13 protein-coding genes and 1 pseudogene are annotated in these 19,956 nt (G+C 32.0%); 2 read left to right on the forward strand and 12 right to left on the reverse strand.

The genetic code is table 11. The features are described from left to right. Position 1: 1 nt before the first annotated feature. Complete coding sequence (locus tag OA85_RS16430) at positions 2-1,231, reverse strand: AAA family ATPase (RefSeq protein WP_369699895.1); 1,230 nt, start codon at positions 1,229-1,231, stop codon at positions 2-4. A 110-nt stretch (positions 1,232-1,341) separates the two neighbouring features. Here OA85_RS16430 and OA85_RS16435 point away from each other — a divergent pair, with 110 nt between their 5' ends. Further along, positions 1,342-1,782 (forward strand): hypothetical protein, encoded by a 441-nt coding sequence (locus OA85_RS16435; protein WP_039110926.1) that lies wholly within the window; start codon positions 1,342-1,344, stop codon positions 1,780-1,782. A 55-nt stretch (positions 1,783-1,837) separates the two neighbouring features. Here OA85_RS16435 and OA85_RS16440 read toward each other — a convergent pair whose 3' ends face one another. The 11 genes and pseudogenes from OA85_RS16440 to OA85_RS16485 all read right to left on the reverse strand — a co-directional run bounded on the left by OA85_RS16440 (position 1,838) and on the right by OA85_RS16485 (position 17,214). Next, positions 1,838-2,698: a hypothetical protein gene (locus OA85_RS16440; protein WP_039110927.1), complete on the reverse strand. Its 861-nt coding sequence runs from the start codon at positions 2,696-2,698 to the stop codon at positions 1,838-1,840. Between the two features lie 270 nt (positions 2,699-2,968). Then, positions 2,969-3,616: a hypothetical protein gene (locus tag OA85_RS16445; protein ID WP_156129488.1), complete on the reverse strand. Its 648-nt coding sequence runs from the start codon at positions 3,614-3,616 to the stop codon at positions 2,969-2,971. Positions 3,617-3,626: 10 nt separating this feature from the next. Next, positions 3,627-4,463 (reverse strand): annotated as a pseudogene (locus tag OA85_RS16450) (RHS repeat-associated core domain-containing protein); the annotation flags it as partial. 208 nt (positions 4,464-4,671) lie between these two features. Beyond that, on the reverse strand, positions 4,672-4,803 hold the full coding sequence (locus OA85_RS17725) for a hypothetical protein (protein ID WP_255350543.1): 132 nt from the start codon (positions 4,801-4,803) through the stop codon (positions 4,672-4,674). Between the two features lie 46 nt (positions 4,804-4,849). Continuing rightward, positions 4,850-5,716, reverse strand: coding sequence for a tyrosine-type recombinase/integrase (locus tag OA85_RS16455; protein ID WP_039110930.1), 867 nt, complete (start codon positions 5,714-5,716; stop codon positions 4,850-4,852). A gap of 8 nt (positions 5,717-5,724) precedes the next feature. Continuing rightward, positions 5,725-6,513 carry a tyrosine-type recombinase/integrase gene (locus tag OA85_RS16460; RefSeq protein WP_156129490.1) on the reverse strand — a complete coding sequence of 263 codons (789 nt, stop codon included), beginning with the start codon at positions 6,511-6,513 and terminating at the stop codon, positions 5,725-5,727. 151 nt (positions 6,514-6,664) lie between these two features. Further along, positions 6,665-7,309 carry a hypothetical protein gene (locus tag OA85_RS16465; RefSeq protein WP_039110931.1) on the reverse strand — a complete coding sequence of 215 codons (645 nt, stop codon included), beginning with the start codon at positions 7,307-7,309 and terminating at the stop codon, positions 6,665-6,667. A gap of 557 nt (positions 7,310-7,866) precedes the next feature. Then, on the reverse strand, positions 7,867-8,481 hold the full coding sequence (locus tag OA85_RS16470; protein WP_039110932.1) for a hypothetical protein: 615 nt from the start codon (positions 8,479-8,481) through the stop codon (positions 7,867-7,869). Between the two features lie 2 nt (positions 8,482-8,483). Then, the gene (locus OA85_RS16475) at positions 8,484-12,011 is read right to left on the reverse strand and encodes a DUF6443 domain-containing protein (RefSeq protein ID WP_082014188.1); all 3,528 of its coding nucleotides are present in this window, start codon (positions 12,009-12,011) and stop codon (positions 8,484-8,486) included. A 12-nt stretch (positions 12,012-12,023) separates the two neighbouring features. Further along, a complete protein-coding gene (locus OA85_RS16480; RefSeq protein ID WP_039110933.1) occupies positions 12,024-15,563 on the reverse strand; it encodes an RHS repeat protein in 3,540 nt (1,179 codons plus the stop codon). A gap of 13 nt (positions 15,564-15,576) precedes the next feature. Beyond that, positions 15,577-17,214 (reverse strand): T9SS type A sorting domain-containing protein, encoded by a 1,638-nt coding sequence (locus OA85_RS16485; protein WP_039110934.1) that lies wholly within the window; start codon positions 17,212-17,214, stop codon positions 15,577-15,579. 695 nt (positions 17,215-17,909) lie between these two features. On the opposite strand from OA85_RS16485, the gene OA85_RS16490 reads away from it, so the two are divergent. Continuing rightward, on the forward strand, positions 17,910-19,772 hold the full coding sequence (locus OA85_RS16490; RefSeq protein WP_039110935.1) for an ABC-F family ATP-binding cassette domain-containing protein: 1,863 nt from the start codon (positions 17,910-17,912) through the stop codon (positions 19,770-19,772). Positions 19,773-19,956 lie beyond the last annotated feature (184 nt).

The following is a 19,956-nucleotide window of genomic DNA, read 5'->3' on the forward strand; positions in this document are numbered from 1 at the left end:
CTTAATATGGCTGTCCTTTAATTATGTTTTTCAGCCAAAGATCTCCCAATGTAAAATCGGACAACCAGCCTTCTAAATTTTCTTTTTCCAGTCTGTTAAAAACAGATTGCCCGTCCACTCTGTCAACAGTAATTATATTGTCAGGTTCAAAATTCCCTACCAGATTCACTGACTGGGTTGATATAATAATTTGACTTTTTGCAGATGCTTTTTTTATTAATCCTGCAAGAGTATTTATTGCAACAGGATGTAAACCGAGTTCAGGTTCATCAATAATTATTACTTCTGGCATATTAGGTTGCATTAAAAGAGTAGCTAAGGCAATAAATCGCAAAGTTCCGTCAGAAAAATGTGATGCATTGAACAGAATATCAGGATGATTAATTTCAGTCCACTCTAAATTAATTCTACTCTCATTCAACCTATCAGGCTGTAATTGAAACCTTTCAAAGTATGGAGCAACAGATTTAACTATATATTCTATTCTTCTAAAATGTTTTTCATGTACTTCCTGTAAAAAATATAAAAATGATGCCAAATTTCCTCCATCTTCTCTTAAGGCAATATTATCATTTAGATCAGCAGGCGTCCTAAGAGATGAAGAATCACTCGTATCGTGAAAATGATATATTTTGAAACTAGATAAATATCTACTTATATAAGTAGACATACTGCCCTTAGTGGTTCTTAATTTACTTTCCTTAGAATTTCTGCTAATATTTTTAGGAAACCAAGTATTAATATATGAAAATTGAGAACCTTTCTCACTATTAAAAGATCCTGTCTCATCTGCCAATATTAAACTGTTACTTTCTGTCGGCTGTAAAGTGAAGCTGTAAGCATTTATGTTATCAAATTCAAGTCTTCCTTTTATTTCATTAGTATTTTTACTTCCAAAATGCAAAAGAGTTTCTGCCCCCTTTCTTATTGAATAATTTTCAAGTCTCTCCTCATAAATATTATTTACCATCTTAAAAAAAGATATGAAATTTGATTTCCCTACCCCATTCGAACCTATTAAAACATTAATAGGATCTAACGAAAAACTGGCTTCCTTTATGGATTTGTAACCGTCTATATGAATATAATTTATCATTTTTTTTCTGATTATTATTCTAGTACTACTTTCTTTATCCTTAAATTGAATATAACAAAAATTAGACTTATTGGATTTTCGTACTAAAACAAATGGAATTTTAAGCGAATGTAGCTTAAAAGTGTTAATTTTCAAAAAAACTTAATAATACTTTAGCACTACTATAATCACAAACTGGGAAAATAACGATTAATCATTTCCCGTTGCTGGGAACTATTCTGTATCCTGAATTTAATGAGATCAGTATGGCTTCAGAAAATTATAGTAGATTGGTACTTCTAGTTGACCATATTAACGATTTAAGATTACTTGATAAAATTAAATTGAAAGAATTAGATCAGAAAAGGGTACAGCAACACTTTGAAAAAGTCAATTTAGAATTACAACAATCTTTTCAAAATATATTGGATTCATTAGTAATGTGGATGAATATGTTCCCATTCGATGAAACAACTTACATTAATAATGAAGAAGAGCAAGAGTATTTTAAAGCTATGATGAATATAAAAGATAATATATTCCCAGAACCTAAAGGAGAGGAAGAGGATTATCAAGTTTTAATCAATTTAGAGATGATATCTAAATGGGTGGAAAGACTAAAAACATGTACCGAAAGCTGGGGGATTTTATTAATCTTATTGCATGGCAAGTATATTAATAAATATAAAAACATTTCCTTAAATTGATTATGAACTACATCAGAAATCATTACAATGCCTTGATATTTGACATATTATCCATTTAGTTAATAAAAGCTGGCTTTTTGGAATCAGCTATAGAATCTTTTACAAAAGCATCTCTAATCCTTTTATTACCATTACATGCAGTATCATCGAATAATTCTTCGAATTTAAAAATTCTAATTTCACTTTGTGTTGGTTTTCCTCTCCAATCTTTTGAGAATTTATGACATTCAGCAAAAATATATTTATCATTGGCATATAGTATTTCAAACTCGTTTGTATCGTAAACTTTTTCAACCTTACAGATTAAATTGTCTACATTCTTCAATTCACTTGGCATCATGAAAACATCATGAAATTTAACTAAAAGAAATATCAACATTGTAGCTTGTACAGTCATAAAGGCATACCAAGCATTTGAAATAATTGGCTTAAAATATTTTACGGATATAATTTGTATACAATGTGTTACAGATTCTTTTAAAAAGCCATATGCTAACAAGGAAATTATAATATTTATTGGAAGATAAATAAGTAAATTAAAAATATTCTCAATATTATTGGCAATGAATATATTAAAATAAATTACTGCTATGCTACACGCAAAAAATAGCATTAGAAATAAGATTGCGTGGTAAATATTACCTTCCTTTACATTTGATTCATCATCAACTTCATCACCCTTGTTATATTTTTCTAATACCCAGATTAAAAAAAGAAGGGAAAAAACAAATATTAGTAGAAATAACAATATCAATAAACCATCGGGTATAATTTGGGTTACAGAAAAAAATCTTATAAAAGAAAATGATATTCTTGACAGCTCAATTATTTGCCATAAACCGCCCAATATAGCTGGAAGAATAATAATTAAGCTTAAATATTTATTAACAATGTCTAATAATTTTTTTACATCCATTTTTTCATAAAACTATACCTGTTCAACTTTATAATCTTTGTCAACAAATCTAATAAAAATACCTAAACCAGATTATTCATCTGATATTAGGTTTTACTTTAACTCAACTAGATTTATACTTTATTGGTTCGTTGCTGAATTTTGAAACACTTTTATTATAATAAAACCATGTCTTTATGGTTTTCATATCCCATCTGATACATTACCAAATAAGTTTGATGTAATAAAAAAACCACTTCGATTTGAAATGGTTTTTTTGTTGTTTTCTATTTACAAACTAATCTTATTATTAGGTTTCCTATAATATTTTGGAAACAATTTAGCAACAGTATATCTAGCAAAAAATGTAGTGTCATTTATAAGCTGATTTGTAACTTCTTTTATTTTTAAAGATTTAATATTCGTAGAATCGCAAAGTATATATCTATCAGTATTAAAATTGTAATAACATATAAAACCCGTACCTTCTAAATAATAACTATCAAAAGAAGTTTCCGAATTACTCATTTCCGAATAATGAAAAACCTTATATTGTCTTTCTTTTCCTATGTATGTTTTTGTATTTATCAATATAACTTCTTTATTCGAAAAAGGCATATAATAAGAGCCTTCCTTGATTTTTATAGCTAATGTGTCTAAAGAATGCGTGAGCTTTTTTTTTCCTAAAAAGTATCTATAAATACCTTTGCTATCAAACTCTTTTTGATTAAAATTAAACACGGACTTATTATTAACAAAAACATTTATAGAGTCATATGCTTTTAATTTTGTAGATATTAAAACATAAGCATTATTCTTAATATTACTGTTTTTGCTGTTGTAAAGATTAAAATAAAATGTTTCTACATTTTTTGTTTTAAGATTATCACAACTAAACATAAAAAGAACAATTGTAAAAATTGATAAAATCCTTTTCATTTTTTTTCTTTTAATTTTTTCCTCCGTTATAATTCCACATCATTTGGTTAAGTTGCCCTGTAGTATAAAATCGACCAAAAGTTGAATTTGCTTCTTGAATACCTTTAGAAGCATCAGTCGGCCAACTTGTATTGTTACCATTATTGTATAAAACTTGACTATGTTGCCAATGAGATTTATATCCACTAGGCTTGTAAAGTATATTACTATTATCAAATTTTCTATTATCCATAAAGTCTTTAGCAGATAAATCAGCGTGCAGTAATGTTTCGTGAAATGCCGTTATTGTTCTACTAAATATCCATCTAGACATATTATTTGCAGAAGTTACTGCATTAGGACTTCGATAATCATAAACTTTATTGTCTTGAGCATCGACTCTTTCAAATGTATTCAGAGCAACAGTTATAGTGTTTTTACCATCATCAGATGTTTCTCCATTAGCTGGAGTACCATTTTCATCATCTTCGCGCATTGTGGTAAATTCTAGATTCAACCCAGCTTTATCGTATTTCCCATCTTTATCGAAAGTTTGTCCAAAAACAGTTTGTCCTTTACTTGCAAATTGAGATAAAAATTTTCTTCCAGCTTTTGTTCCTGCAAAAAGGGTCATTGTTTTATTAAGAGCCCAATTTTGTGTAATAGATCTATCAATACTGATTGAATCTCCTTTTATATCAATAAACCTGATAGGATTGTTAACACAATATTGATACGGATTAACATCATAGTACTTCTCACTAAATCTATCCATATTAAAAAATCTGCCCAAAGCTGAATCGTAATTTCTCATACCGTAATCATAGACATTAAGCCCCAGCTCGTCCTGCAGCTCCTTCCCGTTGTACTTATACTTATAGGCTTTTACAAAATTTTGCTAATCCTAATTTGCATGATTGCCAATGATTCTATAATTCAAAGAACTTTCTTCGTTACTAAAATAGAGGTAATCTTGTAATAATCCTAACGAATAGAAAACAAAAAAACCTATCAAATTAATGATAGGTTCATGATGCTAACGTTTTAAAAGTCCTTCGATTCAAATAGTCGAAATTTTACTTTTTAGTAGAACTTTTAGAAGGTTTCAAAGAGGGTGTATTCCCAGGTGTACTTTTGTTGTCACGCTGACGTTGGTCAGGTTTTCCTGTTGAATCTGCTATTCTTTTTGGTCCTGTTTTAAGTGCCATAATTCAAATTTTTTGGTTAATTACATATCTCAAATATAGTGAATTTTCAAATAGGAAAATAACGATTTATCAACTCCCGTTGTTGAAAACTATCCACTTTGAAATATTTCTCAGTAGTCCCAGGCCATTTGTGTCCTGCTAGTTTCTGAACCTGCTCCAAAGGGATTTTCTTTTCGTTGAGCCAATTGCAAATAACACTCATGCGGATGGTTCTTGGGTTGAGGTTTCTATCTGGAAACAATGATTTCAATGGCTCAATAATTGCGTGGATTCCATCAACTGACATGGGTGTTCCTAGTTTACTCAGTAGCAATTTATCCGTATCGCATCGTAGTAATTCAGGTCTTACATCGTTTATATACTTAGAGAAAACTATCATTTGTTTATTGAGTAACTCTAAGGTTCTGCGGTTCTGGTTAGTTGAAGCTTTGATGTAAATAGTTCCTGCATCCAAATCGATATCTTTGACTTTCAGTTCTGCAAGTTCCTCGCTGGTTAATCCTTGATAGATGAGTAATGATAGTAACACGCTGTTTCTAGAATCTAAGTACTGATAGCGGTTTTCACGGGTCAATATCAGTTTCAGTTCTTCACTGCTAAACAAATCCTGCACCTGCACACTTTGATTTTGTTTGTTTTTAATGGTTAGCTGTTTACAGGGGTGTTCGTTTCTAAGTCCTACCATCACTAAAAAATCATAATATTTCTTGATTGCTGATAGGATTCTGACTCTGCACTGGATGTTGCTGTTTTTTCGACTGACCTCTTCCATGTAGCTCACAATATTTTGAAACGTGTATCGCTTAGCTTTGGGATCGGTCACCAAAAAATGATTGATAGTGTAGAGATAACTTTCTGCTGTTTTGTTGGAGAGGTTTTCTTTGAGATATAATTCTAAGGATAATTTTGTCATAGATACTTTTAAAATGAGACTACTGGTTTTCTTTTCTTGTTTTTGATAGCGTATAAGTAGGTGGTGTTTATCTGTGAATGTCCTAGAAAACCTCTGATAAACTCAATCCCTGCGTTATTCTCTCCTAAGTGGAACGCAATGCTATGACGTAAACAATGGAGCGTTATTTCCTTTTGAATGAGTTCGTATTTGTGGGTTTGCGCTATCATTCTTTTGAGAATTTCATTTAGTTGTTCTCCACTGGTTCGCTTTCCTTTGGCATTCACAAACAAAGCATCTTCAAGAACTGTTTTTCCTACTAGCAATTGATACCGCTCTTCAATGATGTATTTTTTCAGATATTCAATGACTTTATCACTCATGGGAACTTCACGTCTTTTGTTTCCTTTTCCTTTACGGTCAATGAGCATTCCTGAGCTGAGTTGAATATCCTTTACATCCAAAGCTTCTATTTCGGAGCGTCTGAGACCACAACCGTACGCCACCGATAACAAAGCTCGTTCCTGTTCGCTCTGACAATGCTCATACACCGTTTTGATTTCTTCAACACTTAAAATATTTCTTGATTTTTGATTTGCATTGCTATAACTTGGAATAAAAAAGCCTTTGTCAATGGATTTGTTTTCTAGTAAATTCAGAACAAACAATCCCAAAGCAAACAGATGAAATTTGATAGTTTTTTCAGCTAGTGTCCCAGTTCCTCGGTGTTTGGGTCTAGCAATTAAATACTCAAAATAGCTTACGGATTCTTTACTGGTAACGGTTCTTATTTTGGTAATTTGGAGAATTTTGGACACAAAAAAACGAGGGGTTTAGCCTCGTTCTTTGGATTGCAATAATTTTTGAAACTCTGAAAATTCAACATCGGTCAAATCTTCCATTTTAAAACTGATAGGGTATTTTAGCGGTTCGGATAGTAGTATCCGTTTCAACTGAGAAAGTTTAAGTCTAATTCTCATTACTTGCGGTACTAGAACTATTATTGATAAAATCCCAATCTTCTCCACTTAGTCCATCTTTGGACATGTAGAACAATCCTGCTTTGTATTTGTCATAACTACTTACATCGGTTCTATCGTAGTTGAAGTATTCTTGAATATAGGTTACAATTTGCTCATGTAACCTTTTATCTTCAATATGGATAACAAAATGATTGTGATAACCTTTTCTATTGGTGAACGGTTCAGTAGTGAAAAATAGTCTTAACTCTGTTGAAGTACCATGTTTTTCATTCAGATAATCATAAAGTCCGTGCATCTGTTTAAAACAGCTGGTCTTGTTGCGTTCCAATTTGTAGGCTACCGTAAAGAAAAAACTCCAGTCCATCTGCCAGAAAGTATGCTGTAAACTCTCTTTATCTGCCAGACAATCGATAAGGTTTCTCATGGACTGGTTTTCTTGTCTTAGGATTTTGTTCTCATCGAACATAATTTCGCTGTCAAAATATCTGGCGTGGTCAGTAGGAAAAAATCGTTTTCCATTTGTAAACTTTGTTTCAGCAAATAAATCTTCATTCTTCTTATAGAATCGGTAAATAGTGCTTTTGCTTGATTTTGTACTTTTTATAAATTCTTTTATTTTTTCATATTTCATTTTCTAGATTCGTTAATATCATGTTATTGGTTAGATACAAGAACTCCATACAAGGGAGTTAATCAAGCATCTTTACAATAAATACTATCAAACTTTCAAAAGTGTAGCCTTTTGGCACTTTTTTTTGAAAATATTTTTTTTACTGGGAAAATAAGTGTTCCAAAATGAGACAGTGAAATTATGAATCCTGAGAATTGGGATATTTTCACTTATCACACCGTAGGCGTGGACGGAATATGTGTACAATCTGTATGGTCGGGGAAGTAACTTGAATGACTAAATCGAGGAATTTAGCATTGAAATAGCCTATACGGGGAGGAGGTAGGGTCTTGAAGCCTAGTCTGTAATTCTTTCCAGGTTTACCAGCGATTGCAGGCTAATCTGGGTACGCATTTTAGTCTTTTGGTACGTTTTAGATAGCTATAATTGGTATTATAGAAAGCCAAAAGCCACTCCGTTATCGAAGTGGCTCTTTGTTTTAATCACGTTACAAACACTACCTTTTGTATTCTAAAATTAAAAAATACTCTTTAAAACGAGACCTATATGAATTATTTCTAAATAGACAAAAATAAACCACACCGTAAAGAATAAATTACTTTGTAAATCGAATGTTCTCCTCTTACATTAAAAACACATTTCATCCCTTCTTTTGAAATAATTAAATCATCAAAATTCCATATAGATATTTCTTTTTTCTTAATATTAATTATCACAATAGCTCTTCTTTGGGCAGAATTATCAGCATGTGGAAAATAAAATTCACCTATATAACACTCTCCATAATTTTTAATTACTCTCTTTTTTAATAAAAATTGAAAATTCCCTTTATAAAAATCACTTTCTTCAAATTCTAAAAAATGTGTATTATTTAAAAAATTTCGGTAATACTTTTCTTTTGAAAGTTGCTTTTTATCAATACTATCAATATATAAATACTGTACATTGGTATTTAAAAAATCGTTATCATCTATATTAACGCTTTTTAAAGTGCATCTTTTAATTGTTTTTAGCTTTACTATACTATTATTTATAACAAAAACTGAATCCTGTTGCTCTAAAACATTATCTTTTTCTAAATCAATCTTTTGAGAATAAACACAATGATTATTCTCAATAAAAAGACTCAATAACATAAAAGACAATATAACTATTTTATTTCTTTTCCCCATGTTTAATAATTTGAAGGTGTTGGTTTTATAGAAGCATCTCTCATTTTTAATACGTTTCCATAATTAGCAGCTCCGCCACCATTATATCTCTTACTTGCATTATCCCAAGTACTCCCTCCATTCCATATTGTATTCCCTTTTGTTGTTAAAAGGCCTTTTTGGTACATTAACCCAATGCCTGCTTTTATACTTTGTTCAGGAGTTGCACCTCCTCCTTTCGTTAATCCAAATTGCAGTTTATGATTTCCCCAATCATTTGATTTTTCACTATAATATACATTTGCTTGCATAATATCAGATTTAGAATCATTTCTATCTTTAGGATTCCTATCAGATGTCCCCATAGTACTTTCTTGCATAATTGTCGATTTTACTAATGTCGGATTTAAATCTGGAACCGAACAAGCATCATCAATAGACTTACCATTTGAATGGAGAGGAGTTATACCATTATCTTTATTGATATTAAAAATAGCAGTTTCAGCAGCTATATTATAATCATATTCTTGATACTTAGCACCAGTTGTGTTCGTACCACTTTTACTAACAATAACATTTGGCATTTGAGCTTCTACTTTCGAACCATCATCTTTTTGAATATAAGTTTTAAAAACGGTCTTAGATTCAACTCTTGCTATTTCTTTCCCTTCCATATTAAACGTTACTATATCATCTGGTGTCATCCCATCTGGGTCAGTAAAACGCATTGGATTATTAAAAGCATAGTTGTAAGGACTATGTCTTCTCATTTTTTCTGCCATTGGGTCAATATTAATCCAACGTCCCAAAGCAGGGTCATAATTCCTAGCTCCGTAGTCGTACATGTTAAGCCCCAACTCGTCCTGCAGTTCTTTCCCGTTGTACTTATACTTATATGTGCTTGGTAAACCATCATTATACCCTTTATGCTTGAACCCAAAAGGATAATAATTGTTTTCTTCCACTATTCGAAGCTTGGCTGGAGTGACCGGATTCTGCTCGTAGCTCAATCGTATGTTCCCCAAATGGTCGGTGTAATTGTAAACATAACTATAAACTCCCGCTGTATTTTTTACATACCCCTCGGCTGTTGGGATAAACAATAATAACCCCGTATAACCTCTACTGGGTCTGCCGCAAAAATCTTGTTTAGTTTCATATTGAAATCCTCCTATATATTCTGTAATTAAAGCGCCACAACTACCAGCAGTAAACGATTTACTAATTTTCACTCCATTTGCATTATAAATATATACAATTTTTTGTCCTGTACCAAATGTTATTTTTAAAGGTAAATTCAAATGATTATAAGTTATTCCTGTGATGTTCTTGTTTTTATCGATGAACAAGTTACCGTTAGTATCATAGCCATAATCGTCCCCTACTTTGTTAACGTCATTAAGACCGCTAGTGTTGTTAGAATTGTCCAAAACATTCAATAACTTATTAGTATTTGTTTCGTAAGTATAAGCCAAATTATCAATGCCATTTGCTGGCAATGCTCCGTCAATATCTCCATTTCTTAACAATGTTTTTATGTTCCCATTTTTATCATAGGTCAAATTCTCATCATATGATTTAGGTAAAGGGTCTATATTACCAGGCTTTTGATAAGTAGCATCTTTTAGTCGGTTTAGATTATCGTATTTATAACCGTAAGCACGAACAAAACCACCGTCTGAACCTGAACTCCAAAAGGTTTCAGTAATATTACCATTGTAAAGTGAATTGGCAACTGTTGCATCTCCTTCCACTTTATTGTAATTTATCTTAAAAGCAAATAAATCTCTAGGATCAGTATCTTGCTGTAGAGCTGCTGTTTTGTTAATTTCGGTAAGCCAGCCACGGATGTTATAGGCATAATCTATTTTTTGCAAAAAAGATGCTTCTGTATTTCCTACTTTTTTAGCAACAAGCTGTCCTAAATCATCATACGTATTTGAAGCTAAAAGCTGAGGAATTCCAGTTGTACCAATCTGGTGTGTATGACTAAGTAATCTGTCTTGTGCAGAATACGTAAAAGAGTCTTTTATATATAATTCTGTATTACCTATGAGTCGTTTGTGTTTAGTTTCTGTAAATTGAAGCTGCCCTGAAAAAGCATCTAGGTTACTATCAATTTGCGTGTAACCACCTAAAAAGTTGGTAGTGAAATTTCGAATAGGTCTGGCCTTGGTATCATACAAAATATAACTACTTTCTCCTGTTGTTGTTGCTAAAATAGTTAAAGTACGGACCCAAGAGCCTGTTGGTAATCCTTTTGGTTTTATCGTGTTGTTATAATAAACTGGAGCCGCATAGGATATTGCTGGCGTAAAAGCCTGAAAATTATAATCGTCGTAATAGTTTATGGTTAATAATTTGAAAGTTATTGGCACAACTGCATTGGTATAATACGCTGTAATGGCATCTATTGTGTTTGCTGTTGTTTGCTTGGTTTCACTTATGGTTGTTAAACCATTCATTATATTTTGTTTCGAAAATCTATCCGCACTTGTAACAGTTAAAGATTGCTCCCAACCTGTGTAAACAGGTCTATTAAAAACATCATACTTGGTAATCAACCATCCTACAGTCTCAATTGGAGAATCACTAAAGGGAGAAAATACAGGTCCAATAGCGACAGGCCTGTCTAATTTATCATAAACTATAAACTCCCATTGTTTACCCGGTAGTTTTTTTGCTGCAAGACGATTGCGATAATCGTATTTGTACTGGTAGCATAAATTGTCTAAAACAGCTGCTGTAATTGCAGCATCTGCTTTGGGAGGAATTACATAAGTCAAATTTCCATAAATATCATATACATAATAGGTGTCATGGTTTACACCCGATTCATAGGCTCTCTTTAAAACTACTTGCCCTTCTTTATTTTTGAATTCAACCGTTGAGCCTTTAGATTCAATAGGAGTCGCTTCTGTGTTTTCATCATAAGTAATTGTTTTATACAATTGGTTGATATCATAAAAAACGGTGCCTGTATCGTTTAGCAATATTACATCATACAACCCTGTCATAGCATTCCATGTAGTGCTTGCTCCAAAACGTTTCACTTCAGTTGCCGAAGTATTAGTTTGATAATCCAGTTTTATTTCATGTCCTGTACCTAAAGCCCAGTCTGTTCCTGGAGCTGCCTGCTTCATCACTCTGCTAAACGGCGAAGCTTCAAGAAGTTTTTGACTAAAGGGGTTTTGACCAACATATGAAGGATAATTCATAACATCTATCAAAGCATTGGTTTCATAGTCCAACCCAATAGTGCTTTGGGTTGTATAAGGCAAATAATCTTTAGATTGACGGCCAAACCCATCATATTCTATAGGAGTAACGATATTCCTCCCACTTCCTGATTGCTTACTGGCAATTTGTTGTTTTGGTCTACCGAGTCCATCGAAATAAGTGATATTCTGAATCGCCTCACTAATAGTTGGTGCAGCAATACTAGTAGCTGTTGCAATTTTATAAGTGGTAGTCTTTATGTAATTTTCAGTTTGTGTTTGACCAATAACCATCATTGGGAACAAAACTAAAAGGAATAGAATCTTTTTCATAGAGTTTTAGTTTTACGGTTTATAATGGTATTCGTTTTCAGTTAATACATTACCGTTTTTATCTTTTACATTTTGCAACCTACCATATCCATCATAGCTATATATTATTTTATCTCCTTTAGCATCGGTTATGGTACTAACACCAACAAGAGGTTTGTAAGTATAGGTCGTTACAATGGCACTTGTCATTTCTGAAGCATTTCTTAAATTATCTAAAGCAAGGAGTAAATTAGCCTCTGTATCTGTGTTCGAAAGCATTTGTAGATTGGCAACATACGCAGTTACTTGGCTATAAGTAGTATTCTCAATCTTTGCAATAGGCAGGGTTTTATTATAGCCCCAAATAATAACAGTTGACATGCCTCCCTCGGAAGTGTATTGCAATAGTGTACCATTGGTATCATATTGATCATAAGTGATTTTTTTCTCTAATTGGTCTGGAACTACACTCCCTTTCTTCCCATAGATAAATTGGGGCAATAATAACGTTTGACCCGAGACCGTCGATGGAAAAACGTTATATTTTGTTGTTTGTTCAGATAGTTTTTCTGCACCCTTAAATGTTTCAGTCTTCAAAGGTAAACCAATCATATTTCTAACAATAAACTCATTTCTAAATGGTTCATTTACCATCTCTGTATCTTGAGGGTAGAAATATTTCGTTTCGATTAAATCACTATTCAATGATGTAGAATTTTTAATGGAGGTTAATTCAATGTTACTTGGTGTATTATTATATAGATATTCTTCTTTCTGTTCTACAACATTACCTTGAAAATAATTCTTTGTGATCTTTGATTTTAATTTATCAAATCCAGTATAAATTTTAAAATAAGGTATTTTTAACTCAATAGGTTGATTCAGATTAATAGGATTAGTTGAATAAAAACTAGAATTTTCGTATGTATATTTATTTAAATTATATGAAATAGCAGAAACATTGTCATAAGCATTTGGATATATAACTCCATTTGGATACATATGTTTTGAAAGACCTGCCTCAGGTGCACATAATTCATTTTTATCCATGAGTTCATAATTTATTTCGTCTACAAATCCCATATTCTGCTCTACGTAATCGCCATAATATTTATAAATCTCCTCTTTTACTACAGTATTTGCACTAAAAGATGCTTTTTTAATTAATTTACCTCTTTGCCATTCTTTTGGTTCAAATTCTCGTAAATAGTCAAATTCAGGCATATCAGAAAGTAGAGGCTCAAAAAAACTAAAATAATTATCTTCTTTAATTTGATCTCCATTTGAATTATCATAATCTATTTGACTAACTTTTGAATAACCTACATTTGAGCCACTTGTTTTATACAAGGGAAGAATTGAGGATGAGGAAAACTTAACCACAAGTTTAGAATTATAAACAGTATAAGATCCCTGACCAGAATTAATAACAACAGCACTTTTTTCGCTAGCATTTTCACCATATGAAGGTGCATTTACTGCTCTACCCGAAGTCAAATTATTATCATCTAAATAAAAAAATTTTGTGATATATTTTACGTCATTTAAGTTACTACTATTATAGGTTTTGATATCTTTAATTCTTAAGCCTCCAACAAAAATTTCATCTCTTACTTTACGTCTGTATTTAATTTTAAAACTGGTACTGTGTGGATAATTATAACTACTTGGATCTGAAAGTAAATAATTTTGGACAATAACTGTCTTCAATCTATATATTCCAATTGGAAATTTAACTTTACTATTAATTATACCTGTTGCATTCTGACTTTTAGATATTGTTCCCAAATAACTAAAAATTGTATAGGTTCCGTTATCTTGTTTCTTTTCTATATAAAATGATATATTATTATACTCTACATTAATATTTGAATAATTGGGGACCTGAAAAGGTAAATTTGATTTTATCAGTAAATTTAATTCACCGGGTCTCATATCAGTATCATTAGCATTAACTTCAAAAAGCGAACTGTAAAAAACTTTATTAAAAGTATTTACTTCATTGGGTAAAGGATAGAAGTAATTTAAATTATAACCAGAAATATTTAAAGAATATTCTTTTATATCGAATTGATCATTTAATATGTTTTTATAAAAGTAATTTGTCATTGTACCCGGTAGAACCTTATGATTTTCATAATTATAATATTTAACTCCTCCCTCAGGAAACCTAACACTTTTTAATGAAAATGTTTTTGTATAAAGGGTATCTATATCTCTATTAAATCCTACTCCACTTTCTACATTAAAACTAGGTATCAAATTTTTTGGTAATAAAGTTACATTTGCGTCCTTCCCATTAAAATATCCCCAATGATCTTGAGCTTTAGAATATTTAGATGGAATTTTATCGAATTGATAGTAATCAAAATTATAATTCTCAACAATAGTATTGTTTGTGTCATAAAATTTTACAGCGTCAAGCTTTAATCTTTTATTAACGGCATCATTAGTCCCAAAGAGATTAATGTTGGCATTAAAATAACTTTGAACTAACTCAATTTTTTTTATTAAATTATTTGAATTGTCGAGAATTCTAATTTCCTGTAATCTTTTAGAGCCTGTCTGCAAATCAACTCTGTCGCCATATATAAACGATATCTTTCCATTTGAAAAACTAATTTCAGAAACTAATTTTTCTTTATTATTGGTTTTGTTACTCTCAGTACTGGATACTAATTCATTATATACCGACGAACCTGGTATATGGGTGACAGTAGAAGATAAATTTGTAAATAAATTGTAATTAGCAGAAATATAATTGTAAACAATTTCTTTGCCTTTAGGAGAAGTTATTTTCTTCAATTGCCATGATTGATCAAACGGAAAACCCAAAAATTCACTAATTGCGGATCTACCATCTTTTCCTAAAATTAAAGAAAATCCATTAGGAAGTTTAATATTAAAATTATCAAAGAAATTTATTCCTTGTGATACACCAAGCTCATAATTAATACTTATATCATCTAATGGAAATGTAATGAATTTAGTAAATTGTTGGCTGTACATAAATTTACCACTATGTCCAAATAAACTATAATAAAACTCATCTGGACGACTATCAGCAGGAGTGTAATTTGTAGTTATATTATTTCCACATCTAAATGCCTTATCATAGAAAGCTACTCTGTTTGTATAAGGAGCTGCACATGCAACATAATTGCCTTGATTATTTGGAACCAATGTTTCTTTTAATGAACCGATCCCCAATTCAGCATTGTAAGGTTTACTAATAAAATAACGCTCATCTGGCAATCCATGATTGTTTCTAGATATTTGTCCACCAATATTTAAACTCCATCCCAATCCAACAGAAGTTGCTTCTTCTTCAACTTTAATTCCTCCTGTACTATATGAAATAGAAATGGGTACCTCCATCCCATCCAAATTAATTACATATAAAGGAACATCTATAGATGGTTGTCCTGTGTATAGAGAGACATTATTCTGTAACCTTTTTTTAAACTGGTAAGCTTCGGGCGGTAAAGGTATATTGTTATCATATTCAGTCGATTTTTGTGCATGTAAGCAAAAATTTATTAATATAACTATTATTACAAATTTAATTTTCATCTTTTACAAATTGTTATTTTTTCTTAATTACCTTAATCCCATCGCTCTGTACATTCGTTTTAATGTTTACTACATAAACCCCATCAGGATAACGGCTTAAATCAATGGGTATGGTTCTACTTGTAATACTAAACTGTTGTAGAATACGACCTGCCATATCAACTAAGGTTGCCGTACCACTCTCAAATTCATAACCTACAATAATATTAGTAAAAGTGACCGCAGGGTTGGGGATGGCTTCAACTGTTGCTCTCTCTTCTATTGTTTTTTTCTTGTCTTTGAGTTTTACTACCCAAAAATCATTACTCCCAATTGCCGAATTTTTATCTCCTGAAGATTTAGCGTTAGAAGTACCTGTTAACAAATAGCCTCCATCACGAGTTTCTATTAATTTCCTCAAAATATCTTCCCCTGAACTTCCGACAGTTTTACTCCACAAAATTTCCCCTTTCTCATTAATTTTTAGTGCGATATAATCGTTGATGCCTTCTTTATCTGTTTTGACAAATTTTGTTTGAAAATTAGTATTTTCGCTTTGCGCATAACCTCCTATCAAGAATGTATGGTCTTTGTTTTCTACCAAAGATGTCAATATATCCACTTTCCCAAAATCATAGGTCTCACTCCAAACAATAGCTCCTTTATCATCCATTTTCAAGACCCAATAATCTGTACCACTACTTACCATTCCTCCCATTGCCGTTAGTGGGCTTGTACTATTAGAATTTCCACCCGCTAGATAACCTCCGTCTTCCGTTTGATGGATTACATACAATTCGTTATCTCCGTCCCCCCCATAAGTTCTTTGCCATTCTATGGCACCTTTATCGTCAATTTTTACAATCCAATAGTCTCCAATTCCGATATTAGCATCTGTTTTATCTCCTGATTGCGGGGAATTAGAATAACCACCTAAAATATACCCTCCGTCTTTAGTTTGCTCCATGCTACGAAGGAGGTCCGTATATTCTCCTCCATAGGTTTTTTGCCATTGAACAACTCCTTCTTTATCTAATTTCACAATCCAATAATCCATATTACCACAGCTTTTTTCAGACTTGCCATACAAATCGGGTTTAGCATCTAATGAACTTTTATCATTAGGATTATTCTTTTTAATTGAAGGATTAGAACTAGACGATCCGCCTAATATATAGCCCCCATCACTAGTTTGAAAAGCAGTCATTAGCTCATCTTGTCCACTGCCCCCAATTGTCTTTTGCCATTGCTCTTCTCCTTTAGCATCTAGTTTGACGATCCAAAAATCAGTAACGCCTTTACAACTATCTTTTTTTTGAAAATCATTGGGTGAATTGGAAGTTCCAGCTAAAATAAAACCACCGTCTTTTGTGTTTTTAATACTTTGGAGTAAGTCAAACCCACTTCCTCCTAAACTTTTTTGCCAATCGAGATCCCCTTTTTCATTCATTTTCCACACCCAATAATCTAAATCTCCATGATTTTCCTCCGTTTTATTTCCGGTTTTATTAGACAAGGAACTTCCTGCTAATATGAATCCATAGTCAGCTGTAGGTTGGGCATCAAAAAGATAATCGGCATGTTTGCCGCCATATGATTTTTCCCAAAGAATATCTTGGGATTGGGCGAGCAATGAATAAAGGAATAATAGTAGAAGTAATTTTATTCTCATATACAAGTAATTTTATTTTAATCTCTTATTTATAATCAACCCTATATCATCGTTTATTTTTAATATTAACATCACAACGAAAACTTCGCAATATTAAAGATGTTTTCTTCTTTCCACAATACCCACTTTTAATGATTTTTAAGAAAAATATGATAAATTTAAATTGCTCAAAATTTGATTTATTAATATGGGCTATTCCCGCTATTCTGCTAAATATGGAAAACATAGGCACAAGTTAGATAGTAGAAGAAAAGTTGTATTAATATGTTTTAAGAACAATAGTCTATAATATAATGCTTGATAAACATTTTACATTAAAATTATGCTTGGAGGCTACCCTGTGGACACGGATTTTTATACAATTAGAATTGAATACAGATTTGACGGATTATCACAGGTTCTTTTCATTATAACATGAAAAAGCAAAATTATTATGGTACTTCGGGACACGATTTTTTTAATTAGAATAAAAAAAAGAACAAATTTAAATCTGTGTTAATTTGTTCAATCCATGTTATCCATGTTCTATTTTCAGATGAGTTCAAAAGGTAGGTTTAAGGCTATCTTTTTTTGTTTGTTGCAAATAAACTATCTTTGCAAAAGTATAATTGACCTCTATTTTAAATTAGAGACCAAATTAGAGACCAATCCTTTTTACAATACATTAAAAGCTTGATTTTAAGCACTATTACATCATGAATTACCTATCCGTAGAAAATATATCCAAATCATTTGGCGAAAGAACCTTATTTGACAACATCTCATTTGGAATCAATAAAGACCAAAAAATTGCCTTCATAGCCAAAAACGGCTCTGGAAAAACGACTATTATGAGTATTATTAATGGTCTTGACGAACCAGATACCGGACAAGTGGTTTTGAGAAAAGGCATAAAAATGGCTTTCCTTTCGCAAAACAACAACTTGCAAGACGAATTGACGATTGAAGAAAGTATTTTCGCTTCGGATAATGAGACTTTGAAAGTCATTGAAGCCTATGAAAAAGCATTAGAAAATCCTGAGGATGAAGAAGCATACCAAAAAGCTTTTGACGGAATGGATCAGCACAATGCGTGGGATTTTGAAACGCAGTACAAGCAAATTTTGTTCAAACTGAAGTTAGAAGATTTTAAACTAAAAGTGAAGAATCTTTCTGGTGGACAGAAAAAAAGACTTTCACTGGCTATCATTTTGATTAATCGTCCAGATTTATTGATTTTGGATGAACCTACGAATCACTTGGATTTAGAGATGATTGAATGGCTGGAAAGTTATTTTGCCAAAGAAAACATTACGTTGTTTATGGTGACGCACGACCGTTTCTTTTTGGAACGCGTTTGTAACGAAATCATCGAATTAGACAACGGTAAATTATACCAATACAAAGGAAATTACTCTTATTATTTAGAGAAAAAAGAGGAACGCATCGCATCCGAAAATTCGAGCGTGGATAAAGCGCAAAACCTTTTTGTAAAAGAATTGGAATGGATGCGTCGTCAGCCAAAAGCGAGAACGACAAAATCGAAATCGCGTCAGGATGATTTTTATGACATTAAGGAAAAAGCGCAAAGCCGTCGTCGTGAAAATAAAGTAGAGCTGGAAATCAACATGGAACGTATGGGAAGCAAGATTATTGAGCTTCACAAAATTTCCAAAAAATTCAAGGATCATGTGATCATGGATAATTTCAGTTTTGATTTTCAACGTGGGGAACGCATTGGAATCATTGGAAAAAATGGAACCGGAAAATCAACTTTCTTGAATTTATTAACTGGAACTTTACCGCTTGATGGTGGAAAAGTAGTAATTGGTGAAACGATAAAAGTAGGTTACTATACGCAAAGCGGAATTAACCCAAAACCGGGTCAACGTGTGATTGACGTGATTAAGGAATACGGAGAATTTATTCCGTTGATGAAAGGGAAATTGATTTCGGCTTCCCAATTACTGGAGCGTTTCTTGTTTGATTCTAAAAAACAATATGATTTTGTCGATAGATTGAGTGGAGGAGAGTTGAAACGTTTGTACTTGTGTACGGTTTTGATTCAGAATCCAAACTTCTTGATTCTGGATGAACCAACAAATGATTTGGATATCGTAACGCTGAATGTTCTGGAAAGCTTCCTTTTGGATTATCCGGGTTGTCTTTTAGTGGTTTCTCACGACAGGTATTTCATGGATAAAATTGTAGATCACTTATTCATTTTTAGAGGTGATGGTGTGGTGGAAGATTTCCCTGGAAATTATTCTGATTTCAGAGCCTATGAAGACAGTGCTGATGTCGCTCAAAAAGAGGAAAACAAAGCCGATAAGAAAGACTGGAAACAAAACAATCCAACCGGAAACCTGACGTTCAACGAGCAAAAAGAATTTCAAAAAACAGAACGAGAAATAAAAGATTTAGAAATTCAGAAAACAACTATCGAGCAATTATTCTCCGATGGAAAAATTGCCGAAGGCGATATTGAAAAGAAAGCCAACGAATTGAAAAACATCATTAATAAAATTGAAGAGAGAGAAGAACGATGGTTTGAGCTAAGTGCTAAGATAGAGGGATAAACCTCTAACCCTTAAGGGGAATAAAGAACTACGCATTTTATATTTTTACAACCCAGCTCTGCTAAGTATACAATAGTTCTTGATTACGCTGCGCAAACGTCTCTGACTTTGCGCCCATAACAATGAGCAAAAAAATAACAATAAAAAAACCACAACAAAATCAAATTCTGTTGTGGTTTTTTAT

The sequence above is a fragment of the Flavobacterium sp. AED genome, assembly GCF_000812945.1.
In the GTDB taxonomy this organism is placed as follows: domain Bacteria; phylum Bacteroidota; class Bacteroidia; order Flavobacteriales; family Flavobacteriaceae; genus Flavobacterium.